Annotated in this window: 19 protein-coding genes and 3 pseudogenes; 15 read left to right on the forward strand and 7 right to left on the reverse strand. The window is 65.9% G+C overall.

Going from position 1 to position 22,247, the window contains the following annotated elements:
* Nucleotides 1-117 precede the first annotated feature (117 nt).
* Nucleotides 118-732 (forward strand): 30S ribosomal protein S4, encoded by a 615-nt coding sequence (rpsD, locus tag GT370_RS04025; RefSeq protein ID WP_008493079.1) that lies wholly within the window; start codon nt 118-120, stop codon nt 730-732.
* A 123-nt stretch (nt 733-855) separates the two neighbouring features.
* On the forward strand, nt 856-1,263 hold the full coding sequence (locus GT370_RS04030; protein ID WP_270183926.1) for a hypothetical protein: 408 nt from the start codon (nt 856-858) through the stop codon (nt 1,261-1,263).
* Between the two features lie 166 nt (nt 1,264-1,429).
* On the opposite strand, the gene GT370_RS04035 is transcribed toward GT370_RS04030, so the two are convergent.
* From GT370_RS04035 to fabI, 4 genes and pseudogenes are all read right to left on the reverse strand, one after another.
* A complete protein-coding gene (locus tag GT370_RS04035; RefSeq protein WP_008493076.1) occupies nt 1,430-1,765 on the reverse strand; it encodes a hypothetical protein in 336 nt (111 codons plus the stop codon).
* Nucleotides 1,766-1,943: 178 nt separating this feature from the next.
* Nucleotides 1,944-2,894 (reverse strand): GGDEF domain-containing protein, encoded by a 951-nt coding sequence (locus GT370_RS04040; RefSeq protein ID WP_008493074.1) that lies wholly within the window; start codon nt 2,892-2,894, stop codon nt 1,944-1,946.
* Between the two features lie 258 nt (nt 2,895-3,152).
* Nucleotides 3,153-4,226 (reverse strand): chorismate synthase, encoded by a 1,074-nt coding sequence (gene aroC, locus GT370_RS04045; RefSeq protein WP_008493073.1) that lies wholly within the window; start codon nt 4,224-4,226, stop codon nt 3,153-3,155.
* A 2-nt stretch (nt 4,227-4,228) separates the two neighbouring features.
* Nucleotides 4,229-5,070: pseudogene (gene fabI / locus GT370_RS04050) on the reverse strand (enoyl-ACP reductase FabI).
* Between the two features lie 100 nt (nt 5,071-5,170).
* On the opposite strand from fabI, the gene pdxH reads away from it, so the two are divergent.
* Complete coding sequence (pdxH, locus tag GT370_RS04055) at nt 5,171-5,749, forward strand: pyridoxamine 5'-phosphate oxidase (RefSeq protein ID WP_008493071.1); 579 nt, start codon at nt 5,171-5,173, stop codon at nt 5,747-5,749.
* 18 nt (nt 5,750-5,767) lie between these two features.
* Here pdxH and rsmI read toward each other — a convergent pair whose 3' ends face one another.
* Nucleotides 5,768-6,661 carry a 16S rRNA (cytidine(1402)-2'-O)-methyltransferase gene (gene rsmI / locus GT370_RS04060; RefSeq protein ID WP_270184351.1) on the reverse strand — a complete coding sequence of 298 codons (894 nt, stop codon included), beginning with the start codon at nt 6,659-6,661 and terminating at the stop codon, nt 5,768-5,770.
* 44 nt (nt 6,662-6,705) lie between these two features.
* Here rsmI and GT370_RS04065 point away from each other — a divergent pair, with 44 nt between their 5' ends.
* The 6 genes and pseudogenes from GT370_RS04065 (at nt 6,706) to GT370_RS04090 (ending at nt 12,609) form a co-directional block, all read left to right on the forward strand.
* Entirely contained in the window at nt 6,706-7,020 is a 315-nt protein-coding gene (locus tag GT370_RS04065) for a hypothetical protein (RefSeq protein ID WP_270183927.1), read from the forward strand.
* Nucleotides 7,021-7,067: 47 nt separating this feature from the next.
* Entirely contained in the window at nt 7,068-7,934 is an 867-nt protein-coding gene (locus GT370_RS04070) for a penicillin-binding protein activator (protein WP_270183928.1), read from the forward strand.
* Between the two features lie 8 nt (nt 7,935-7,942).
* Nucleotides 7,943-8,152 (forward strand): hypothetical protein, encoded by a 210-nt coding sequence (locus GT370_RS04075; protein WP_270183929.1) that lies wholly within the window; start codon nt 7,943-7,945, stop codon nt 8,150-8,152.
* A gap of 452 nt (nt 8,153-8,604) precedes the next feature.
* A pseudogene (locus tag GT370_RS21215) lies at nt 8,605-9,305 on the forward strand (sensor histidine kinase).
* Between the two features lie 132 nt (nt 9,306-9,437).
* Nucleotides 9,438-10,868 carry an FMN-binding glutamate synthase family protein gene (locus GT370_RS04085; RefSeq protein ID WP_008493067.1) on the forward strand — a complete coding sequence of 477 codons (1,431 nt, stop codon included), beginning with the start codon at nt 9,438-9,440 and terminating at the stop codon, nt 10,866-10,868.
* A gap of 340 nt (nt 10,869-11,208) precedes the next feature.
* Complete coding sequence (locus GT370_RS04090; protein ID WP_270183931.1) at nt 11,209-12,609, forward strand: hypothetical protein; 1,401 nt, start codon at nt 11,209-11,211, stop codon at nt 12,607-12,609.
* Here GT370_RS04090 and GT370_RS04095 read toward each other — a convergent pair.
* Nucleotides 12,591-13,685: an anhydro-N-acetylmuramic acid kinase gene (locus GT370_RS04095; protein ID WP_008493063.1), complete on the reverse strand. Its 1,095-nt coding sequence runs from the start codon at nt 13,683-13,685 to the stop codon at nt 12,591-12,593. The two genes, GT370_RS04090 and GT370_RS04095, sit on opposite strands and share 19 nt — an antisense overlap.
* Before the next feature lie 45 nt (nt 13,686-13,730).
* On the opposite strand from GT370_RS04095, the gene GT370_RS04100 reads away from it, so the two are divergent.
* The 4 genes and pseudogenes from GT370_RS04100 (at nt 13,731) to tyrS (ending at nt 17,385) form a co-directional block, all read left to right on the forward strand.
* Nucleotides 13,731-14,945 (forward strand): glycosyltransferase family 87 protein, encoded by a 1,215-nt coding sequence (locus GT370_RS04100; protein ID WP_168118391.1) that lies wholly within the window; start codon nt 13,731-13,733, stop codon nt 14,943-14,945.
* Nucleotides 14,942-15,385 (forward strand): hypothetical protein, encoded by a 444-nt coding sequence (locus tag GT370_RS04105; protein ID WP_270183932.1) that lies wholly within the window; start codon nt 14,942-14,944, stop codon nt 15,383-15,385. Before GT370_RS04100 ends, GT370_RS04105 begins: the two co-directional genes overlap by 4 nt.
* Nucleotides 15,283-16,146 carry a glycosyltransferase family 87 protein gene (locus tag GT370_RS04110; protein WP_270183933.1) on the forward strand — a complete coding sequence of 288 codons (864 nt, stop codon included), beginning with the start codon at nt 15,283-15,285 and terminating at the stop codon, nt 16,144-16,146. Before GT370_RS04105 ends, GT370_RS04110 begins: the two co-directional genes overlap by 103 nt.
* 4 nt (nt 16,147-16,150) lie before the next feature.
* A pseudogene (gene tyrS, locus GT370_RS04115) lies at nt 16,151-17,385 on the forward strand (tyrosine--tRNA ligase).
* A gap of 57 nt (nt 17,386-17,442) precedes the next feature.
* Here tyrS and GT370_RS04120 read toward each other — a convergent pair.
* Nucleotides 17,443-18,558: a glycosyltransferase family 8 protein gene (locus GT370_RS04120; protein ID WP_008493058.1), complete on the reverse strand. Its 1,116-nt coding sequence runs from the start codon at nt 18,556-18,558 to the stop codon at nt 17,443-17,445.
* Nucleotides 18,559-18,650: 92 nt separating this feature from the next.
* Between GT370_RS04120 and GT370_RS04125 the strand changes: the two genes are divergently transcribed.
* Nucleotides 18,651-21,992, forward strand: coding sequence for a transglutaminase family protein (locus GT370_RS04125; RefSeq protein ID WP_008493057.1), 3,342 nt, complete (start codon nt 18,651-18,653; stop codon nt 21,990-21,992).
* On the forward strand, nt 21,985-22,200 hold the full coding sequence (locus GT370_RS04130; RefSeq protein WP_026438749.1) for a hypothetical protein: 216 nt from the start codon (nt 21,985-21,987) through the stop codon (nt 22,198-22,200). Before GT370_RS04125 ends, GT370_RS04130 begins: the two co-directional genes overlap by 8 nt.
* The last annotated feature ends 47 nt before the right edge of the window (nt 22,201-22,247 follow it).

The raw sequence follows: 22,247 nt of genomic DNA on the forward strand, positions 1-22,247 counted from the left end.
TTGCCGGGAACGTGGACGAGCGGTGGTCGCTCGCGCCCGCTCTCTGTTTTGCCCACAGGATATTGTGGCTGAACGGAAGAGACTACTGGCGGTTTTAACAAGAAGGGTACCTGCGCCATGACCAAGCGCACTGAAAGCAAATATAAAATCAATCGCCGTCTCGGCGTGAATCTGTGGGGCCGTGCGAAGTCCCCGGTGAACAAGCGCGAATACGGCCCGGGCCAGCATGGCCAGCGCCGCAAGAAGCCGTCCGATTTCGGCGTGCAGCTGATGGCCAAGCAGAAGCTCAAGGGCTATTACGGCAACATCTCCGAGAAGACCTTCTACAAGTACTATGAAGAGGCCGTGCGCCGTAAGGGCGACACCTCCGAGAACCTGATCGAGCTGCTGGAGCGCCGCCTGGATGCGGTCATCTACCGCCTCAAATTCGCGATCACCCCGTTCGCGGCCCGTCAGTTCGTCTCCCATGGTCACGTCACCGTCAATGGCCAGCGCGTCAACATCCCCTCCTACCAGGTGAAGGATGAGGACGTGATCGAGGTCCGCGAAAAGTCCAAGCAGCTGGCCGTGGTGCTCGATGCCGCGCAGAGCGGCGAGCGCGACGTGCCGGAATATGTCGAGGTGGATCACCGCGCCATGAAGGGCCGCTTCCTGCGCGCCCCGAAGCTGGCCGATGTGCCCTTCCCGGTGCAGATGGAACCGCATCTGGTGGTCGAGTTCTACTCCCGCTAAGATCTGGATATTCCAGGAAAACGGCGCCTTCGGGCGCCGTTTTTTTTGGTCACAAGGACGAGATGCGGCTGTTACACGCTGGCCTTAGAAAGAGCGCATCGACAGTTTTCCATGGAGTATCCGATGCGTCGTATTCTTTTTGCCTCTTTGCTGGCGCTGGCACCTGGCCTCGCTTTCGCGCAAGCCGCCGATAACGGCGCCAACCCGCCGCCGCCCCGCCGGGGATGGGGATGGGATGGGGGTATGGGCCCCGGCCCGATGGGCCCGCATAACGGCCCCTGGCACCATCACGGGATGGGCCCGCAGCGTTTCCTGACGGATTTCTATGCGGCCAATACCAGCCATGACGGCCATCTGACCCTGGCCCAGGCCAAGGCCGCCAATTTCAAGCCGGTGGTCGATCATTTCAGCCAGATCGACACCGCCAAGCGCGGCTATGTCACCTTCTACGACATCGAAGCCTGGCACATGGATGAGATGGCCAAGCATCTGCAGGACGACGCGGCCAAGCTGCGCGCCCGGGATAGCTAGAGGTAATTTGAAGGTAAGTATCTGAAAAAGTTATAAAAATTTTTTTGGATGTGGGGGCTTTTTACAAAAAGCCCCCACATCGCTTCGCCGTCTTTTTAAAAGAGCTGCCCCCAAAACATTTTTCTCAACAGCAAGGAATTGCGGGCCGAGACAAAAGCCCGATGCTCTATTGGTTCAGCTGGCCGGCATGCTGCCCGGCGCGTCCGGTGGCAAAGCGCGGCTCTGCTTCCTGCGCCGGATCGCCAGTGACGAACATTTCGTGCGCGATCTGGCCCCATGTCGGTTCTGGCCGCGCCTGCGAAACGGGTGCCGCCTCCGGGCCGCCGCCGACGGGTTTTGCGCCGCCCGTCTTGGTGCTGCCATCCGGCAGGATTTGAGAGCCGATGGAACCCGGGCCGAACAGATGCACGGTGATTCCCGAAGGTGGTGGGTTGGGCAGCGGGCGCGCCAGGGCCGGGCAGGCGGCGAGGCAGGCCAGAAGGGCGGTGGGCAGAATTTTCAACTGAGCGGGCTCCGTGGTCGTAGCCCCATCATCGCGCCAGGCTTGCAGGGCGGCAAGCCGATTTGCGCGCAGCTGGAACGCGCGCCAGTCTTGTTGCCAGTCTTGTTGCCAGTCTTGGTGCCCACCCTGTTGCCTGTCCGCGGCTCGTCCTGCCTGGGCGTTCGGTCTGGGTAGGCGCCTAATCGCTCTGCCAGACCCGCCAGAGCGGCGGGCTGGGAGCGCCGGGCGCGGGGGCGTCTTCATTCTGCAGCTGGCGCAGCATCATGGCCGCATGTTCCATCACGGTTTCCGCATCCTCGCCTCTGCCGGGCCAGCGCGGCACCACCCCCACATTCAGCAACGTCCGCTCCGGCAGCAAAGCCGGCAAGGTCGTGCAGAATTTCGCCGCCCGTTCGCCGCCGGTGAGATGGTCCATCCCATCGCACCACAGCCCGATGACCAGGTCCTCCACCCGGCCCAGCAGGTCTGTCGGGCGCATGATGTCGCGCAGCTCCTCGGCGAGACGCAACGCCACCGCCGGCCGCAGCTTCGCATTCAACGGGCCGAAGCCGATATAAAGCAGCGTGCCCGGTTGCTCCTCGACATCGAGCCGGTCCAGCCGCCGGGTGATTTCGGTGGCGAAGGTGGCGCGGCTCCACAGCCCGGTTTCCACATCCAGCATCGTGCCCGGACTGAAGCCGGGGCGCGCGGCGCGTTCGGCATGGCGGTCCGGCAACACCAGGTCGGGCGTTTCCAGATCGAACAGCAGCCCGTAAGTGCCGGCGATCTCGCTGCCCTCCCGGCGCGGCGCCAGCGAGAGCCGGTAGAGCCGCAGGGCGCCGTCCGGTCCGGCCAGGCGCAGCCGCCCATGCCAGGCGACACATTCCACGCAGATGGTGGTGATGATCGAGCGTAGCTCGTTGGCGCTCACCGCCGCCTCTTCCTGGTTGCCGCCAGCCAGCAATATGGTGAATTCCTGCCCCATCAGCGCCGCCGTGGGGCGGCCCAAGGCGCGGCCGGGGCCAAAGGCGGTGAAGCGGCCCAGCGGATCTGTCTCGAAGGCGAAATCCGCGAGCGTGGCGCCGACGGCAAGCCAGGAGGTCGGCGCCAGACGCGCGCCGGCGGGAGGAAAAAACGGCGAACGGGTCATAAGAAGCTCTTAAGACCCGACGCTTAACAGCGTTTTAAGCTCACCCGCCGGGCGGTTTAGAGCAACATGACCCTGACTGGCATCAGTCAGGGTCATAAAGTTGCGCGCCAAAACAAAGAGCTAGAGCAACATCCGATCAAACGGACTCGTTTGATCGGATAAAGTTGCTCGCTCGAACAAAAAGCTAGAGCGTATTCCGTACACCAACGTGAACGGAATACGCGCTAGATCGGGCTGACCGTCTACGGTCAGTGCGCTCTAGCGTCCCGTCTGGCCGCGATGGCGCAGCAGATGGTCGGCCAGCACGCAGGCCAGCATCGCCTCACCCACCGGTACGGCGCGGATGCCCACGCAGGGGTCGTGCCGGCCCTTGGTCATCACCTCCACCTCCTCGCCATCGGCACTCACCGAGCGCTTGGGGATCAGGATGGAGCTGGTCGGCTTCACCGCGAATCGGGCGAGAATCGGCTGCCCGGTGGCGATGCCGCCGAGGATGCCGCCGGCATGGTTGGAGAGGAACTCAATCTCCCCCTCCTTCATCCGCATCTCATCGGCATTCTCTTCGCCGCGCAGGGCGGCGGCGGCGAAGCCATCGCCGATCTCCACCCCCTTCACCGCGTTGATGCTCATCAGCGCCGCGGCGATGTCCGCATCCAGCTTGCCGTAAAGCGGCGCGCCCAGGCCCGGCTTCACGCCCTCGGCGACAATCTCCAGCACCGCGCCGATGGAGGAACCGGCCTTGCGCACCGCATCCAGCTCGGCTTCCCAGGCCTGCGCGGCGGTCGCATCCGGGCAGAAGAACGGGTTCTGCTCCACCTGCGCCCAATCCCAGTTGGCGCGGTTGATGCCATGCGCGCCCATCGCCACCATCGCGCCGCGGATCACCACGCCCGCGCCCAGCACCTTGCGGGCAATGGCGCCGGCGGCCACCCGCATCGCGGTTTCGCGGGCGGAGGAGCGGCCGCCGCCGCGCGGGTCGCGATGGCCGTATTTCATGTCATAGGCCACATCCGCATGGCCGGGCCGGTAGCGCGCCGTGATATTCGCGTAATCCTTCGAGCGTTGATCGGTATTCTCGATCACCAGCGAAATCGGCGTGCCGGTGGTTTTGCCCTCATGCACGCCGGAGAGGATTTTCACCTGGTCCGGCTCCTGGCGCTGGGTGGTGAAGCGCGAGGTGCCGGGGCGGCGGCGATCCAGAAAAGGCTGGATATCCGCTTCCGAAAGCTCGATCCCCGGCGGGCAGCCATCCACCACCGCGCCGATCGACGGCCCATGGCTCTCGCCCCAGGTGGTGACGCGAAACAGCTGCCCGAATGTGTTGAAGGACATGGTTACTCGCTGGCGATGGTGAAGTCCGGCGCGTCCGGGTGCTTCATGCCGACGACATGATAGCCGCAATCGACATGATGGGTCTCGCCGGTCACGCCGCGCCCGAGATCAGAGAGCAGATACAGGCCGGACATGCCAACCTCCTCCAACTCCACATTACGCTGCAGCGGCGCGTTATATTTGTTCCATTTCAGAATATAGCTGAAATCGCCGATGCCCGACGCCGCCAGCGTCTTGATCGGCCCGGCGGAGATGGCGTTGACGCGGATCTTATCCTTGCCGAGATCCGCCGCCATGTAGCGCACGGAGGCCTCAAGGGCGGCCTTGGCCACGCCCATCACGTTGTAATGCGGCATCCAGCGCTCACCGCCGAGATAGGTGAGGGTGAGCAGCGAACCGCCATCGGGCATCATCGCGGCGGCGCGCTGGGAGACGGCGGCGAAGGAATAGGCGGAGATATCGAGCGCCTGCTGGAACACCGCGCGGGGGTGTCCACATAGCGCCCGCGCAGAAAATTCTTGTCCGCGAAGCCGATGGCATGCACCAGGAAGTCGATCTTGCCCCATTTCGTCTTCAAGGTCTCGAAGGCGGCATCGATGGCGGCATCGTCACCGACATCGCAGGGGATCAGGATATCGGAGCCGACGGAGGCGGCCAGCGGGCGCACCCGCTTCTCCAGCGCCTCGCCCATATAGGTGAAAGCCAGCTCGCCGCCCTGGGCGGCAACAGCGCGGGCGATGGCCCAGGCGATGGAGCGGTTATTCGCCACGCCCATGATCAGGCCGCGCTTGCCCTGCATCAACGTGCCCTGGGGCAGGGCGGATTCGGTATCGGTGTCGGCCATCGCGGCTCATCTCCGTGCTGCTATCGTCTGAGGGTCCGGTTGGTGGCATAGAGGACAGCGCCAATCAAGGCTCACAAGACGCGCAGGAGCATAAGTGACGATGAGCGAGGATCCTTTCCGCCAGTTCGGTCTCTGGTTCGCGGAGGCGCAACGCACCGAACCGAACGATCCGAACGCGATGACCGTGGCGACGGTCTCCCCCGAAGGCCGCCCGGCGGCGCGGATTCTGCTGCTGAAAGCCTGGGATGAGCGCGGCTTCGTGTTCTATGGCAATCTCGGGTCACGCAAGGCCCAGCATATGGCGGGCAATCCGCATGTGGCGCTGCTGTTCCATTGGAAGAGCCTGCAGCGGCAGATCCGCATAGAAGGTGCGATCGCGCCGGTCGAGCCGGCCCAGGCCGATGAGTATTTCGCCACCCGCCCGCGCGGCTCGCAGCTGGGCGCCTGGGCCTCCGAGCAATCCCGCCCGCTGGCCTCGCGCAGCCTGTTCGAAAGCCGCTTGCAGGAGATGGAAGCGCGCTTCGCCGGCCAGAGCGTGCCGCGCCCGGACTTCTGGTCCGGCTGGCGGCTGAGCCCGGATTATTTCGAGTTCTGGCAAGGGATCGATTTCCGCCTGCATGACCGGCTGATCTTCAGCAAGGCGGAAGATGGCTGGAGCAGCGGCCGGCTCTACCCGTAAGAGCAACGCGCAGGGGGGCTAATCCTCCCCCTGCGCCATCTCCAGAGCACGCTTATAGACCTGTTTTTTCGGCAGCCCGGTGGCGGCGGCCACGGCGGCGGCGGCGTCCTTCACGCTGAGGCTCTTTAGCGCCGCGCGCAGCGCCTGATCCAACGACTCCGCCCCGGTCTCCTCCGCTGGCGCCGGGCCGACCACCACGACGATCTCGCCGCGCGCCGCGTGCTCGGCGTAATGCGCCGCCAGGGCCGGCAGCGTGTCGCGGCGCACCTCCTCATAATGTTTGGTCAGCTCCCGGCACACCGCGGCCGGGCGCTCCCCGAATGCAGAGGCGGCATCGGCCAGGAATTCCGCCAGCCGGTGCGGCGCCTCGTAGAAAATATGGGTGGCGCTGAGCCCGGCCAGCTCGGCGCCGCGCAGCCCGGCGAAGGCGGCCCGGCGCGGCCCGGCCTTGGGCGGCAGGAAGCCGGTGAACAGAAAAGGCTGCGGCGGCAGTCCGGAGAGGGTGAGGGCCAGCACCGCCGCATTCGCGCCCGGCACGCCGGAGACCGGCAGCCCCGCCTCGATGACCGCGCGCACCAGCCGGTAGCCGGGGTCCGAGACCAAAGGCGTGCCGGCATCCGAGATCAAGGCGTAACGCTCGCCCTGTTGCATCGCCGCCACAAGCCGGGGAATCGCGGCGGATTCATTATGTTCGTGCAAGGCGATGCATTTGGCGCTGATTCCGTGGGCGCGCAGCAGCACCGCGCTGGTTCTCGTATCTTCACACAGGATCGTGTTCACCCCAGATAAAGTCGACCTGGCCCTGTCCGATAAATCTTGAAGGTTGCCGATTGGCGTCGAAACCATCACAAGAGCGGGCAGGGACGCCCCGGCCATCGCCGTGGGCGGGGCTTGCGTTGGAGGATCAATCATTGCGCCTGGTGCCGTCTCTTCGCTCATCTCTACTCCTTGGCGGCATGCTGGCGCTTGCCAGCTGCGCGGGGCAAGCCCCTCAGATCAACGGCAGCGGGCCTTTGCCCGCGGCGCTGACGCCGAATGCCGGCACCCCGAATAACACAGGCAAGACATCCGGCAATGTCATGCTGCTGGTGCCGCTGAGCGGGCCGTTGGCCCCGGTGGGCCAGGCCCTGGCCAATGCCGCCAAGATCGCCTTCCCCGCCGGCAGCACCCCGGCCCTGGATATTCGCGACACCGGCGGCACCGCCGCCGGGGCGGTGAGCGCCGCGCAGGCCGGGCTCGCGGCGGGGATGGCATCATCCTCGGGCCGCTGACCGCCGCCGAGACCCAGGCGGTCGCCCCCATCGCCAAGCAGGCCGGGGTGAATGTCCTGGCCTTCACTAATGATGGCACGGTGGCGCAGCCGGGCGTGTGGCCGCTGGGCATCTCGCCCGGGCAGCAGGTCCGCCGCGTCGTGCAGGCCGCCTCCGATGCCGGCCATACCCAGCTCGCCGGGCTGCTGCCGGATACGGATTTCGGCCATCGCCTCGGCCAAGCGCTGCAGCAGGAAGCCGCCAAGCTGAGCGAGCCGGCGCCGCAGATCCAGTTCTACGAGCCAGGCTTTTCCAGCCTGAACAACGCCGTGCGCACGCTGTCGGACTGGAGCGGCCGCGGTGAGGCGCTGATGGCGCAGATCAAGGCGGCGAAGGACAGCAACACGCCGGAGGGGTTGGCCAAGGCCCGCGAGCTGCGCCGCCAGCAGGTGGCGCCGCCCAGCTTCAACGCCCTCTTCATCGGCGCCACCGATGGCAATACCCTGGCCGAGCTGGCGAATTTCCTGCCTTATTACGATGTTTCGGCGCCGCAGGTGCTGCTGATGGGCCCCTCGCTCTGGGCGCCCTTGGCCAGCGCCATGGCCGGGCAGAGCGCGCTGCGCGGCGCCATCTATGCCGCGCCGGACCCCGCCGCCGCCGCGTCCTTCGATGCCAAATACACCGCCGCCTATGGCAGCGCGCCGCCGGCGATCGCGGATGTCGCCTTCGATGCCGCCGCCCTGGCCAAGCTGGCCGCGTCCAATGGCGGCTATACGGTACAGACGCTGAGCGCCCCCGCCGGCTTCACCGGCACTGACGGGCTGCTGGTGCTGGAGCCGGATGGCACGGTGAAGCGTGGCCTGGCGGTGTTCTCGATCACGCCGGGGCAGCCGACCATCACCTCCCCAGCCCCCGCCAGCCTCAACAACCCCTGACCCCGCCGATGGCTCCCCCCGAAGGCACCAGCTGGGACAAGGCCGGCCCCGCCGCGCTCGCCTTGTTTTTCGGGCTGGGGCTGACGCCCAGCCTGGTCTTTGCCTTGCTCGCGGCGCTGGGGATCTGCGGCCGCTGCTGGCTTTCGCCGCCTGGGCGGTCTGCACGCTGGTGGCGTTGCTGTTCGCGCTGTTGCTGGGGCGGGATGTGGTGGCGATGACGCGGCTGGTGCGCGCCTTGCGCACCGCCCCGGAATCGCTGCCGACCGACCGGCATCTGCTGATGCCCGGGATGAGCGATCTCGGGGCCGAGGCGCTGCGGCTGATCCATGCGGAGCGGCTGCTGCGCAGCCGCCACGTGGCCAGCGCGGCGGAAGACCGCGCCCTGGTTGAACGCCTGCCAGACCCGCTGCTGAAACTCGACGCGGACGGCGCCATGCTCTGGCGCAATGACAGCGCGATCACCGCCTTCGGCACCGAGACCGCGGCCCTGCTGCGCCACCCGGATGTGCGCGACGCCCTGGCCGAAGTGCTGGCCAGCGCCGCGCCGGTGCGCCGCGAGGTCGTGCTGGCCGCGCCGGTGAAGCGGGATCTGGAAGTGACGATGATCCCGGTCGGCGGGCCGGTCTATATGCTGGTCAGCGACCGCACCCGCGAGCGCGCGCTGGAGAAGATGCGCGCCGATTTCGTCGCCAATTCCAGCCATGAGCTGCGCACGCCTCTGGCCAGCCTGATCGGCTTCATCGAAACGCTGCGCGGCCCGGCCGCCGATGACCGCGAGGCGCAGGAAACCTTCCTCGGCATCATGGCCGAACAGGCGGCGCGGATGCAGCGCGTGATCGGCGATCTGCTCTCCCTCTCCAAGATCGAGATTTCCGAACATTCGCCACCGAAGGAGCTGCTGCATCTGCCGCCACTGCTGGAGCGCATCGTCGCCGGGCTGGAGCCGATGGTCAGGGCACAGGCAATCACCCTGGTGGTGGAGGTGCCGGCGGATCTGCCACGGGTGGCCGCCGATGCCGATCAGCTCACCCAGGTTTTCACCAATCTGCTTGAAAACGCCTTGAAATACGGCAAGCCGGGCGGGCGGGTGACGCTCTCGGCCGGCATCGCCCAGGATGAGCGTTTTCCGGCGGGCGGGGTGCTGGTTTCGGTGGCCGATGAAGGTGCGGGATCCCGCGCGAGCATATTCCGCGGCTGACCGAGCGTTTCTACCGCGTCGATAAAGGCCGGTCGCGCCATATTGGCGGCACCGGGCTGGGGCTGGCCATCGTCAAACATGTGGTCTCGCGCCATCGCGGCCGGCTGGTGATCGAAAGCGAGCTTGGCCAGGGCAGCTGCTTCTCCGTCTGGCTCCCCGGCCCCGCGCGCTAAAAAATTTGCAAAAGTTTTTGGGGGTGTGGGGACTTTTTTCAAAAAATCCCCACCTCTTTCTTCACTTCGCTCCCCAAGACATTGCCCGCCTTCTCCGTTAATGAAACCAACAGCAGGAGAGGGGACCCCCGCATGACCATCTTGGCCGTCATCGTCGTTTTGATCAGTCTCGGTCTGGTCGCGCTATATATCCATGACAAGCTTCAGACCCGGCACACGGTGCTGCGCAATTTCCCCATCATCGGGCATTTCCGTTATTTCGCGGAAACCTGGGGTACCTATATGCGCCAGTACCAATATCTGTCGGACTGGGTGGAGCGGCCGTTCAACCGGCTGGAGCGCAGCTGGGTCTATCGCTCCGCCAAGGGGGTTTCCAATTTCATCAGCTTCGGCTCTGAGGCTGTGCCCAGCTTCGTGTTCCGCAACGCGGCTTTTCCGGTGCTGGATGAGGATAAGCGGGCTTACAGCGGCAAGCTGATCGGCATCGCCAACGGCCCCGGCGCCTGTGAGCAGCCTTATCCGGCGGCGAGCTTCTTCAATATCTCCGGCATGTCCTATGGCGCGCTCAGCAACAACGCCGTCACCGCGCTCTCGCGCGGGGCGAAGCTGGCGGGGATCTGGATGAGCACCGGGGAGGGCGGTCTCAGCCGCTATCATCTGGAGGGCGGGGCGGACATCGTCATGCAGATCGGCACCGCGAAATATGGCGTGCGTGATGCGCAGGGCAATCTCTCCGAAGCCCGGCTGCGCGAGCTGGCGGCACACCCGCAGGTGAAGATGTTCGAGGTGAAGCTGGCGCAAGGGGCCAAGCCCGGCAAAGGCGGCATTCTGCCCGGCGCGAAAGTGACGCAGGAGATCGCCGAGATCCGCGGCATCACCCCGGGGCAGGACAGCATCTCCCCCAACCGCCACCGCGATATCGGCAGCGTCACCGAGCTGGGCGAATTCGTGCATCGGGTGCGCAGCATCACCGGCAAGCCGGTGGGGGTGAAATTCGTGCTGGGCGACCCGGCCTTCCTGGATGAATGGTTCGGCGATTGCGCCGACAACCCGGAGCATTGCCCGGATTATATCCAGATCGATGGCGGCGAGGGCGGCACCGGCGCGGCGCCGGAATCGCTGGCCGATTATGTCGGCCTGCCGATCACCCAGGCGCTGCCTTATGTCGCGGCGCTGCGTTACGAGCATGGGCTGCAGCACCGCATCCGCATCGTCGCCTCGGGCAAGCTGATCACCCCGGACAAGGTGGCCTGGGCGTTGTGCATGGGGGCGGATTTCGTCTCCTCCGCGCGCGGCTTCATGTTCGCGCTGGGCTGCATCCAGGCGATGAAATGCGGCTCCGGCCATTGCCCTACCGGGGTCACCGCCGCCGACAAAAGGCTGATCGCCGGGCTGGATCCGACCGACAAGGCGGTGCGCGTCTCGCGCTATGCGCTGAAGATGCGCGATGAGGTCGAGATCATCGCCCATAGCTGCGGCGTCACCGATGCCAGCAAATTCGCGCCCAAGCATGTCACCGCGCTGGAGAGCGGCGTGGCGGGGTTCCGGGCGCAGTCCAATTGATCTACGGCCTGCTGTTTCTGCTCAGCGCCGGGCTGAATATCCTGCTCGGCCTGCATCAATGGCCGAGCGTGCTGGCGGGCAGCCTGCAGGACCCGGATTCCTATATGCGGCTGCTGCGAATCGAGCAGGGTGTGCATCTCGGCCATCTGGTCACGACTGTCGCGCGCGATGATTCCGGCGCCGGGGTGATGGTGGAATGGTCGCGGCTGCTGGATATCATCTTGTGGCTGATGGCCGCCCCGCTGAGTCTGGTGATCGGCTGGCATAAGGCGCTGTTCGCCGCCGGGGTGGCGCTGGGGCCGCTGGGGGTGGGGGCGCTGGGGCGGCCTGCGCCTGGGCGGTGGAGCCGCTGGCGCTGCGCCGGCATCTCTGGGCCGCCGCCGCTGCCGCCGCCGTCCTGCCCGCTTTGGCCGCGATCGCGCTGCCCGGCGTGGTGCATTATCACATCGCCCTGCTGGTCTTTATCGCGCTCACCGTTGGCTTCGTGCTGCGCGCCCTGCGCGGGGATGTCGGGCTCGGCTTCATGGCCGGTCTGGCCGGGGGCTTTGGCATCTGGATGACGCCGGAGACGATGCCCTTCGTGCTGATGGCCTATGCCGGGCTGGCTCTGCGCTGGCTCTATGCACGCAACGCCACCACCATCCTGGCCACCGCGGCCGGGTGTTTCGACGTGATCGGCATCGCCTTCTTCATCGACCCGCCGGCCGGCGGCTATGGCGATCCGGAGATCGACCGGCTGTCCATCGTCTATTTCAGCATGGCTTTGGTGCTGCTGGTGAGCGCGGCGGTACTGACACGGGTGCAGGCCCGTGCCCCGGCACGGCTGCGCGGGCCGCTCGGGCTGGCGGTGCTGGGAGTGCCGCTGGCGGCCTGGATCGCGACCTATCCCGTCGTCATCGAAGGCCCGTCCGGGCTGTTGCCGCCGGATCAGCTGAAGGCGATGTTCGGGGTAATCACCGAACAGCTGCCCCCGCGCGGGCGTGAACTGATCGTGTTCCTGCTCCCTGGCCTCTGGGCCGTGCTCTATGCGGCGCAGCGCGCCTGGGCGGAGCGGCGCCCGGGGCTGGCGGACCTCGCCGCGCCGGAGCTGCTGGGCGCGCCGCGCCGCGCGCCTTTGGGCTGGGCTTATGTCGCGCTCTGCGCGCTGGTGGCGCTGGGGCTGGGGTATTTCTATCTGCTCTTCACCTGTTTCTCGGCTCTGTTCGCCGCCTGCCTGCTGCCGGTGGCGTTGAGCGGGATGGAGGGGGCGCTGGCCGGGGTGAAGCGGATCGGCCTGCTGGCGTTGATCCTGCTGGTGCCGTTCCTGGCGGCGCGGGCCGGTGCGGCGCCGAAGCCGGTGCCGGGCGGGCGGTCCTATCCCTCCTGCAGCCTGCGCCATATCGGCCCGCTGCTGGCCCCGGCGGCCGGGCAGGTGGTGCTGGCCCGCGCCGAGGACACGCCCGAGCTGCTCTATCGCAGCCAGATCGAAACCGTCGGCTCGCTCTATGAACATGGCGTGCCCGCCTTCATGCGTGACCGCGCGGCCTGGCGCGCGGTCCCCGGCACCAGCGAACCGCAAGCTGTGGTGGATACCGGCGCCAAATATGTGCTGTTCTGCCCGATGCCCGGCCGCTATCTGCTGGTCGCCGACCTGCCGCCGGACACGCTCTGGGATGCGCTGAACAAAGGCGCGGTGCCGCCCTGGCTGCGCGCCGTCGGCAGCGATGCGGCGGGCTGGACGCTCTACAAGATCGTCCCGTAAATCTGGCCGCCGGTCTGCGGGGCGCGCACTCCGGTGGTGCTGGGGAGCGAAAGCGGCAGGCCGCGCAGCGTGCGCACCGCGAGGAAGCCGAAACATTGCGCCTCCAGCGCATCGCCATTCCAGCCCACCGCCTCCACCGGGCGCACCGGCACCGCGAAGCGCGCGGCGAGGCCCGCCATCAGCGTGGCATTATGCCGGCCGCCGCCGGTGATCAGCACCTGTTGCGGCGGGGCGGGAAATTTGGTTTCGGCGATCGCGGCGCAGATGAAGGCGGCCAGCGTGGCGGCGGCGTCGGCCGGGTCGAGGCCCTGGGTGGCCTGGGCGATGAGGCTGGAGAAACTCAGCCGGTCGAGCGATTTCGGTGCCGGTTGCGCGAAGAAAGGATGCGCGAGCAGCTGTTGCAGCCGCTGATGGTCGACCTGCCCGCCAGCGGCCAGCGCGCCGTCCTTGTCATAGGGTTGGCCGAGATGAGCCTGCGCCAGATCATCCAGCGGCCCATTCCCGGGCCCGGTATCGCAGGCGATGATCTCGCCCGAAGCGCCCAGCCAGGTGGCATTTGCCACCCCGCCGATATTCACGATCAGCAACGGCTTTGCCAGCTCCCGCGCCAGCGCCGCATGAAACAGCGGCACCAAAGGCGCGCCCTCGCCGCCGGCGGCGACATCGGCGGCGCGGAAATCAAACGCCACCGGCAGCCTGGTGATGTGGGAGAGCAGCGCCGCATCGCCGATCTGCCAGGTCCGCCCGGCTTTCGGGGCGTGCAGGATGGTCTGGCCGTGAAACCCGACAATATCGGCCGAGCGCCCCAGCAACGCCACCGCCAGCGCATGCTCGCGGGTCAGCCGGGCGGTGGCGTCCAGCACGGCCGGAGCATCCGCTGAGAGGCCCGGCGCCCGGTCGAGCAGGCCGCGCAGCTGCGCGCGCAGCGCCTCATCATACAACAACGTCGCCGCCGGCCCGAAGCCGCTGACATGCTCGCCATCGGTCTCGATCCAGGCGGCATCCACCCCATCCAGCGAGGTGCCGGACATCAGCCCGATGGCGCGGTAGGTACGGGCGGCGGCATTGGCTGTCATGAGGTTTGTGCTAAGCGAGAGAGGCGGAGCAGGGCAAGAGGCGGCATGGATGTGAGACGGGGCCTGACGTGGTTCGGAAAAAGTTGGACCGCGCTGCTATGGGTCGTTTTGGGCTATTTCTGGTTATTGTGGACGAAAGTCGCCCTTGACCACATGCTGCCGCGACTGGCTTATTTGTTTGGCAAATCGGTGAATATCGATCCACCGTGCCAGACGCCAGAATGTGATTTCACCGCCTTCTGGCCGGCTGGGCTTCTCGCCCGGCATGGCGCTTTCAACCAGATTTACGATCCCGCGCGATTTCACGCATTCCAGCAGCATCTATTCAATCTTCAGCTTGGTGTCGATGCATTCTTCTACCCGCCCCCCATGCTGCTTCCCAGCGCGCTGGCGGCTTATTTGCCGTTCGAGGCAAGCTTTTTTGCCTGGAGCGCGGCGCTGTTGCTTTCGGCCATTCTTTTGTTGCGCTGGGCTGGGCTTTCATGGCTGGTGATTCTGGCTGGTTGCCTGAGCCCTGCAGCAGTTTGGTGTCTTGAGCTTGGCCAGATCGGCATCGTCGGAGGTGCCATTTTCGTGGCCGGACTGATGCGCGCCCTCGACCAACCGGGGATGGCGGGGGTGTTGCTGGGATTTTTGTCGCTCAAGCCACAGCTTGGGCTATTGGCGCCTTCTGTTGCCTTCGCACGGCGAAATCTGCGCAGTGCCCTGGGCTTTATTGTTTGCGTGATTGCCTTGGTCGGGTTGACGACGCTGTTTTTCGGCAAATCTGTCTGGGGCGCATATTTCACCTATGGAGTTCAGGAAACCAGAGCCGTCCTCAACCGACCTTTCAACCCGCATATCTATATGGGCGGTGGGATTTCGGTTTTTTGGATGCTGCGCAGTTTCCATGTTGGCTTCGCTTTTGCCAATTGGGTGCAGATTGTGGTGACGGGTTTCGCCGCGCTGACGGCGATCTGGATATGGCGGTGGTCCGACGCACCAACCCTTGACCGCACCGCCGCCACCGTTTTGCTGACGCTGCTGGCAACGCCTTACGGTTATATTAGCGATATGGTGGCGGGCGCTTGGGTCTTGGCGGCCCTGGCCGCGCGCCGCGGTTGGAAGATCGGCATCACAGATTTGCTGTTCTGGCTGTGGCCGCCCTTTTGCCCACTTATTGCAATCCAAACCGGCCATCTGTTTTCACCGCTAATCATTATGGCGAGCCTGCTGCGTCTTATGTTTGAGACCGCCCAGAGGAAGCGCCAATATCCATGACCAAGCGCCTCCGTGCCTATCTCCGCTTCATCGACCGCTTCGGCGGGATCGCGCTGTTGCTGGCCTTCTGGGCCATCCTGGTGGTGACCTTCATCAAGCGTGTGGCGCCGCGGCTGAGCTATTTCACCGGCCGGCCGATCGCGGTGGACCCGCCCTGCCAGGCCCCGCAATGTGACTTTGCCGTATTCTGGTCCGCCGGGCGGCTGGCGCGGCAGGGATCGTTCGATCTGCTGTACGATCATCAACGCTTCAACATCGCCGCCCAGGCGCTGCTCGGCGTGCATGGCTATATCGAGCATTTTCTCTATCCCCCGCCGTTTTTGCCGGTCCTCGGACATTGTCCTTTCTGCCCTTCGAATGCGCTGCCCTGGTCTGGGCGGTCGGGTTCTGGGCTCTGGCCGCTTGGATGCTGCGCCGGGCCGGCTATAGCTGGCTGGTGATCCTGATCACGCTGCTCAGCCCGGCGGCCTTGTTCAGCCTACAGATCGGTCAGGTCGGCATCATCGGCGATGCGCTGCTGGTCTCAGGCCTGACCCTCGCCGCAACAGCGCCGGCCCGGGGCGGCGCGCTGCTGGGCATTCTGGCGGTGAAACCTCAGGTCGGGATTTTGGTGCCCTTCGCCTTGCTGGCGCAAAAACGCTGGCGCGCGCTGGTCGCCTTCGCGGTCGTGGTGGTGGCGCTGTCGCTGCTCTCCCTTGCCTGGTTCGGGACCGGGCCATGGTACAGCTTCCTGGCGCAAGACCCGCGGGAAGCGCGCTCGATGATCGCCCCGGCGTTTGATCCGCACAGCTTTCCCGGGCTTGGCGTGTCGCTGTTCTGGATGGCGCGCAGTTTTGGCGCCGGGTTCGGCTTGGCCCAGGCAATGCAGGCGCTGCTGGCGGTTGCCTGCGTCCTCGCCCTCTTCCTTTGGCGCCGGCGGCTCGATTTTGTCGGCCGCGTGGTCCTGCTCTCGCTGCTCGCCTCGCCTTATGATTTCGTCTACGGCATGGTCGGCTACTCGCTGATCCTCGCCCAATCCGCGCAAAACCGTCACTGGCGCATCGGCATCCTGGACGCGCTGCTCTTTCTCTGGCCCGGCCTGTGCCTGGTCATCTCCATCGCCACCGGGCATGAACTCACCCCGCTCATCGTCCTCGCTGCCTTGTGGCGCACGGCTTTGCCCCGGCCTGCGCCTGTGCTACCCGCGCCGGCACAGGAGTAGAACCATGGCGAACAGCGCATTTCTGGCCGAGGCGAAAGCCCGCGGCTTCATCTTCCAATGCACCGACGAGGCGGCCCTCGACGCGGCCTGCGCGAACGGTTCCATCGCCGGCTATGCCGGGTTCGACCTCACCGCCGACAGCCTGCATGTCGGCCACATGATCCCGATCATGCTGCTGCGCCTGTTCCAGCGCCATGGCCACCGCCCGGTGGCGCTGATGGGGGCGGCACCACCCGCATCGGTGATCCGTCTTTCCGCGAGGAAGCCCGCCAGCTGCTGGGTGATGAGCAGATCGCCACCAACCTCATCGGCATCCGCAGAAACCTGGAAGCCTTCATCAATTTCGGCGACGGCCCGAACGACGCCATTCTGGTCAACAATGCCGACTGGCTGGACAAGCTCTCTTACATCGGGCTGCTGCGCGAGGTCGGCGTGCATTTCTCTGTCAACCGCATGCTCTCCTTTGATTCCGTGAAGAGCCGGCTGGACCGCGAGCAGGGCCTCACCTTCCTGGAATTCAACTACTCCATCCTGCAGAGCTATGATTTCCGCGAGCTCAACCGCCGCAATAACGTCGTGCTGCAGATGGGCGGCTCCGACCAATGGGGCAATATCGTCTCCGGCATCGAGCTGGTGCGCCGCACCGACCAGAAGAGCGTCTTCGGCCTCACCACCCCGCTGATCACCACGGCGTCGGGCCAGAAGATGGGCAAGAGCGCGGCGGGCGCGGTCTGGCTCTCGGCCGAAAAGCTGAGCCCCTACCAATACTGGCAATTCTGGCGCAACACCGAGGACGCCGATGTCGGCCGCTTCCTGCGCCTGTTCACCGATCTGCCGCTGGACGAAATCGCCCGCCTCGAAGCCCTGGGCGGGGCCGAGATCAACAGCGCCAAGATCATCCTGGCGACCGAGGCGACGACGCTGGCCCATGGCCGCACCGCCGCGGAGGACGCCGCCGAGACCGCGCGCAAGCTCTTCACCGAAGGTGTTGCCGCCGGCAGCCTGCCGTCGATCTCCCTCACCGCCGCCGAATTTGGCGCGGGTCTGCCGGCCTTCGCGCTGCTGGTGAAGGCCGGGTTGGCCGCTTCCAATGGCGAGGCGCGGCGGCTCATTCGCGGTGGCGGGGCGAAGCTGGATGATGTTGCCATCACCGATGAGGCGCAGATGATCGCGCCCAAGGCTGAGCAGAAGCTTTCTGTGGGTAAGAAGCAGCACGTTCTCATCAAACGAGAAGGGTGAACCTCAAGGGGGATTTTTGAAAAAATCCCCCTTGGACCCCTAAAAACTTTTGCGCCTTCAGGTCAGTGCCGCTTTCCATGCGGCTGCCTCTTCCGAGCTTAAATCCACGTAGCTTTTGGCGCCTTCGGCGAAGCCGGCGCGCACGTCGCGCCACAGCCTCGGCGCCAGCCCGATGAAATTTTCCATATGCCCTGCCAGCGCCGCCTCCGGCACATGCCGCGTCGCCTTGGCCGCCGCCGTCGCCGCGCGTTTGCGCCAGGGCAGGGCCGATACCAGCCCCTGATGCACGAACCCTGGCCAGGGTGAACCCGCAAACGCCGCGCCAAACACCTTCACATCCGCCTTACCGTACAATGTCGCCCATTCAGGATCCCGCCAGGGTTTCAGCACGTTCAGATAATGCCGCACCCTTGGTGCTACCACGCCCTCCAGCCCCAACCCCATATAATGCGTGCAAAAATTCCAGCGCGGTGAAAGCTCCAGGATTCGCCCACCCAGCACATTCAGCGCATCCTGGTCCATGAACCGCAATTGCGCCCCCCGCGCCGCGATGAAGGTCGCCGCCTGCGCCCACAGCGCCTCCGCCCGCCAGCGCGCCGCATTCATCAAAATCACCCCGCTGTTGAAATAAGGGGCGTCGAGCCGCAAGCCGGTGCGGGTCCGGTACTCATCCCAATCTTCCCGCCCGCCGGCAGCGCCCAGATAGCGCCCGCAATCCTCCACCATCGCCGCCAGCGCCTCGCCCATCTCCAGGGCGAACAAAGGCGAAAGATCGCCGCTCACCCTGATATCCGAATCCAGATAAAGCAGCTTGTCATAATCGCTGAGCCAGATGGCAGGGGCGGCCAGCCTGGCATAGGCGAAGGGCGACATATGCGCCGGCCCCGCCACATGCGCCAACACCTCCGGCAGGCGCACCCGCAACACCCGCACACCCGGCGGCGGCGTGGCCGCGACATCCTCGGGCAAGAGCAGGCAGACATCGAAATCCCGGCCGGGTTGCGCCGCCACATCCCGCGCCGCCACCCAGGCCAGCGGCAGATAGGCCGCATCCGCCGCGAAAAACACTGCCTTGCGCTCGCCCATACCCGTGCGCCCCCACACGCCTTTTGCCGCCAAAATCAGCAGCTTGCCCGATTCATGTTCGCACCCCGCCCGGCTGCTGACAAACACGCCACTGTCATGCGTGCTTTCCCCTCTGGTTGCTATTGCGTTGCGAAACAGCCCTGCGCATGCTGGGCTGAAAGCGTATCCAAGGAGCCTGCATGTCGATCCACGCCGCCATCACTCATCGCACCTCCTATAAATACGACCGCCCGGTGTCGCTGGGGCCGCAGACCATCCGGCTGCGTCCCGCCCCTTATGCGCGTACCCCGATCATCTCCTATTCGCTGCGGATCGCGCCGAAGCCGCATTTCCTCAACTGGCAGCAGGACCCGCAAGGCAATTTCCTCGCCCGTGTCGTCTTCCCCGAGCGCGTCACCAGCTTCGAGGTGATCGTCGATCTCGTCGCTGACATGGCGACGATCAACCCGTTCGATTTCTTCCTGGAACCGGACGCAGAAACCTTCCCCTTCGCCTATGACCCCGTGCTGGCCGAGGAGCTGGCGCCTTTCCGGCTGCTGAGCAAGCCCGGCCCGCTGCTGGCGGCGCTGATCGCCGAGGTGAAGGCGAAATTCAAGGACCAGGAGCCGCGCACCACCGACATGCTGGTCGAGATCAACCGCATGGTGAGTGAGCGCATCTCCTACGTGGTGCGCATGGAACCGGGCGTGTTCACGCCCGAGGAAACGCTGAAACTCTGCAAGGGCTCCTGCCGGGATTCAGGCTGGCTGCTGGTCAATCTGCTCCGCCATCTCGGCTTCGCCGCGCGCTTCGTCTCCGGCTATCTGATCCAGCTCACCGCCGACCAGAAGCCTGTGGATGGCGGTGCCGCCGGCCCGGAGGCGGATTTCACCGATCTGCACGCCTGGGCCGAGGTCTATCTGCCCGGTGCCGGCTGGGTGGGGCTGGACGCCACCTCCGGCCTGCTCACCGGTGAGGGCCATATCCCGCTCGCCGCCACCCCATCCCCGCAATCCGCCGCCGCCATCTCCGGCGGCTTCATCGCCGAGGATGGCACCGAGACGGAGTTCGACTTCCACATGGAGGTGAAGCGGGTGAAGGAAACCCCGCGCGTCACCAAGCCTTATACTGACAAGCAATGGCAGGACATTCTCGCCCGTGGCGCGCGCGTCGACCATGCGCTGCTGCGCAACGATGTGCGCCTGACCATGGGCGGCGAGCCCACCTTCGTCTCCGCCACCGACCATGAGGGCGCGGAATGGAATATCGACGCGCTGGGGCCGACCAAGCGCGCTTATGCCGGCCGGCTGATCCGCAAGCTCACCCCGCTCTGGGGCAAGGGGGCGGCGCTGACCTACAATATGGGCAAGCATTATCCCGGCGAGCAGCTGCCGCGCTGGGCCATCCACGCCCATTGGCGCGCGGATGGCGAGCCGGTCTGGAAAGACCCGTCCCTGCTCGCTTCCGATGACGATACCGACAACGCCAATGCCGACGACACGGCGATCTTCGCCCGCGCGCTGGCGGAGCGCCTGCAAGTCGATCCCGATTTGGTCAACGCCGCCCATGAGGACATTCATTACTATCTCTGGCGCGAAAAACGCCTGCCGGCGAATGTCGTCACCGAGGATGCCAAGCTGCGCGACCCGCTGGAACGCGCGCGTCTGGCCAAGGTCTTTGGCCAAGGGCTGGCCTCGAATGTCGGCTCGGTGCTGCCTTTGCGCCGGGTGATCATGGATGGCCAGCGCCGCTGGCAATCCGGCCCTTGGTTCTTCAAGGACGATGTGATGTTCCTGATCCCCGGCGACAGCCCGATCGGCTTGCGTCTGCCGCTGGACAGCCTGCCCTGGGCGGATGATGCGAGCATCGAGCAGGAATACGAAACCGACCCGTTCGCCCCGAAAGCTCCGCTGCCGAGCCGCGATGCCTTGCAGTTCGCCCGCTACCGGCCGCGCGCCGCCGAAGGGCAGGGGGCCATCGAGAATTTCCGCCCGGTGCCGCAAAGCCTGCCGGTGGTGGGGCGCGAGGAGCCGGGCGTGGTGCGCACCGCGCTATGCGTCGAGGCGCGGGACGGCAAGCTCCACATCTTCTACCCGCCGCTTTACGATGTCGAGGATTGGCTGGAACTCACCGCGGCCATCGAGGCCACCGCCGCCGAATTCGGCCGCAAGGTGGTGCTGGAAGGCTATCTGCCGCCCGAGGATGAGCGCGTGGTGAATTTCTCCGTCACCCCGGACCCCGGCGTGATCGAGGCCAACATCCCCGCCTCCACCAGCTGGGCCGAGCTGACCACCCGCAACGCCCAGCTTTATGAGGCGGCGCGCGAGGTCGGGCTGGCAGCGGAGAAATTCATGCTGGATGGCCGCCATGTCGGCACCGGCGGCGGCAATCATGTGGTGATGGGGGCGAAATCCCCCACTGACAGCCCCTTTCTGCGCCGGCCGGATCTGCTGAAATCCATGCTCGGCTTCTGGCACAACCATCCCAGCCTCAGCTTCCTGTTCTCCGGCCTGTTCATCGGCCCCTCCTCGCAGCATCCGCGTATCGACGAGGCGCGGGAGGACAGCATCAACGAGCTGGAAATTGCCTTCCGCCAGGTCGGACGGCAGAGCCAGACCCCGCCCTGGCTGGTGGACCGGCTGTTCCGCAACATCCTCTGCGACATGACCGGCAATGGCCACCGCACGGAATTCTGCATCGACAAGATGTATTCGCCGGACGGCGCCTCCGGCCGGCGCGGGCTGGTGGAATTCCGCGCCTTCGAGATGCCGCCGCATGAGCAGATGTCCGCGGCGCAGATTTTGCTGATGCGCTCCGCCGTCGCCGCCTTCTGGGAGCGGCCTTATGAGCGCCGGCTGGTGCGCTGGGGCACGCGCCTGCACGATGAATTCCTGCTTCCCCACTATGCCGAGCAGGATTTCAAGGACGCTCTGGAAGAGTTGGCCGGGCTCGGCTTCCCGCTCGATCCGGACTGGTTCGCCCCGCATCTGGAATTCCGCTTTCCCAAGCTGGGCGATGTGACGGTGCGCGACATGCAGCTGGAGCTGCGCCACGCGCTGGAGCCCTGGCACGTGCTGGGCGAGGAGCAGAGCAGCGGCGGCACCGCGCGCTATGTGGACAGCTCCGCCGAACGGCTGCAGGTGAAGGTGAATGGCTGGGTGGATGAGCGCTATATCCTCTCCTGCAATGGCGCGGCGATGCCGATGCAGCGGACCCAGACACAGGGCGAATATGTCGCCGGGGTGCGCTTCAAGGCCTGGGCGCCGTACTCGGCCTTGCACCCGACCATCGGCGTGCAGACGCCCTTGGTGTTCGACGTGTATGACAGCTGGTCCGGCCGCTCGATCGGCGGGATGACGCATCACGCCGTGCATCCGGGCGGGCGCGCTTATGAGGATTTCCCGATCAACTCCAACGCGGCCGAGGCCAGGCGGCGCTCGCGCTTCTGGGCCTTTGGCCATACGCCGGGGCCAGCGCCGTTGCCGCTGCCGGCGGAGGGGCCGGAATTCCCCCGCTGCCTGGATCTGCGCCGCCATGCTTAAGGCCCAGCTTAAGCGCCTGCGTCAGTTCATGGCCGCCGACGTGACGGCGGCGCAGGACCGCATGGCGGCGGAGTTGGCGGTGCTGCGCGAGGAGCTGGCGGCGCTGCGGGCCGAGCTGGCGGCGGCGCAGGCGAAGGATAACGAGCTGGCGAAGCAGATGGAGGGCGCCTTGCTCACCATCGCATTGGCCAACCGCGAGCCGGCCTAGAGCAATAGGTCTTTAGGTTGACGCGCCAGTGTCAATCTAAACACATG

This window comes from Acidocella sp. MX-AZ03, from assembly GCF_027626035.1.
Lineage (GTDB): Bacteria > Pseudomonadota > Alphaproteobacteria > Acetobacterales > Acetobacteraceae > Acidocella > Acidocella facilis.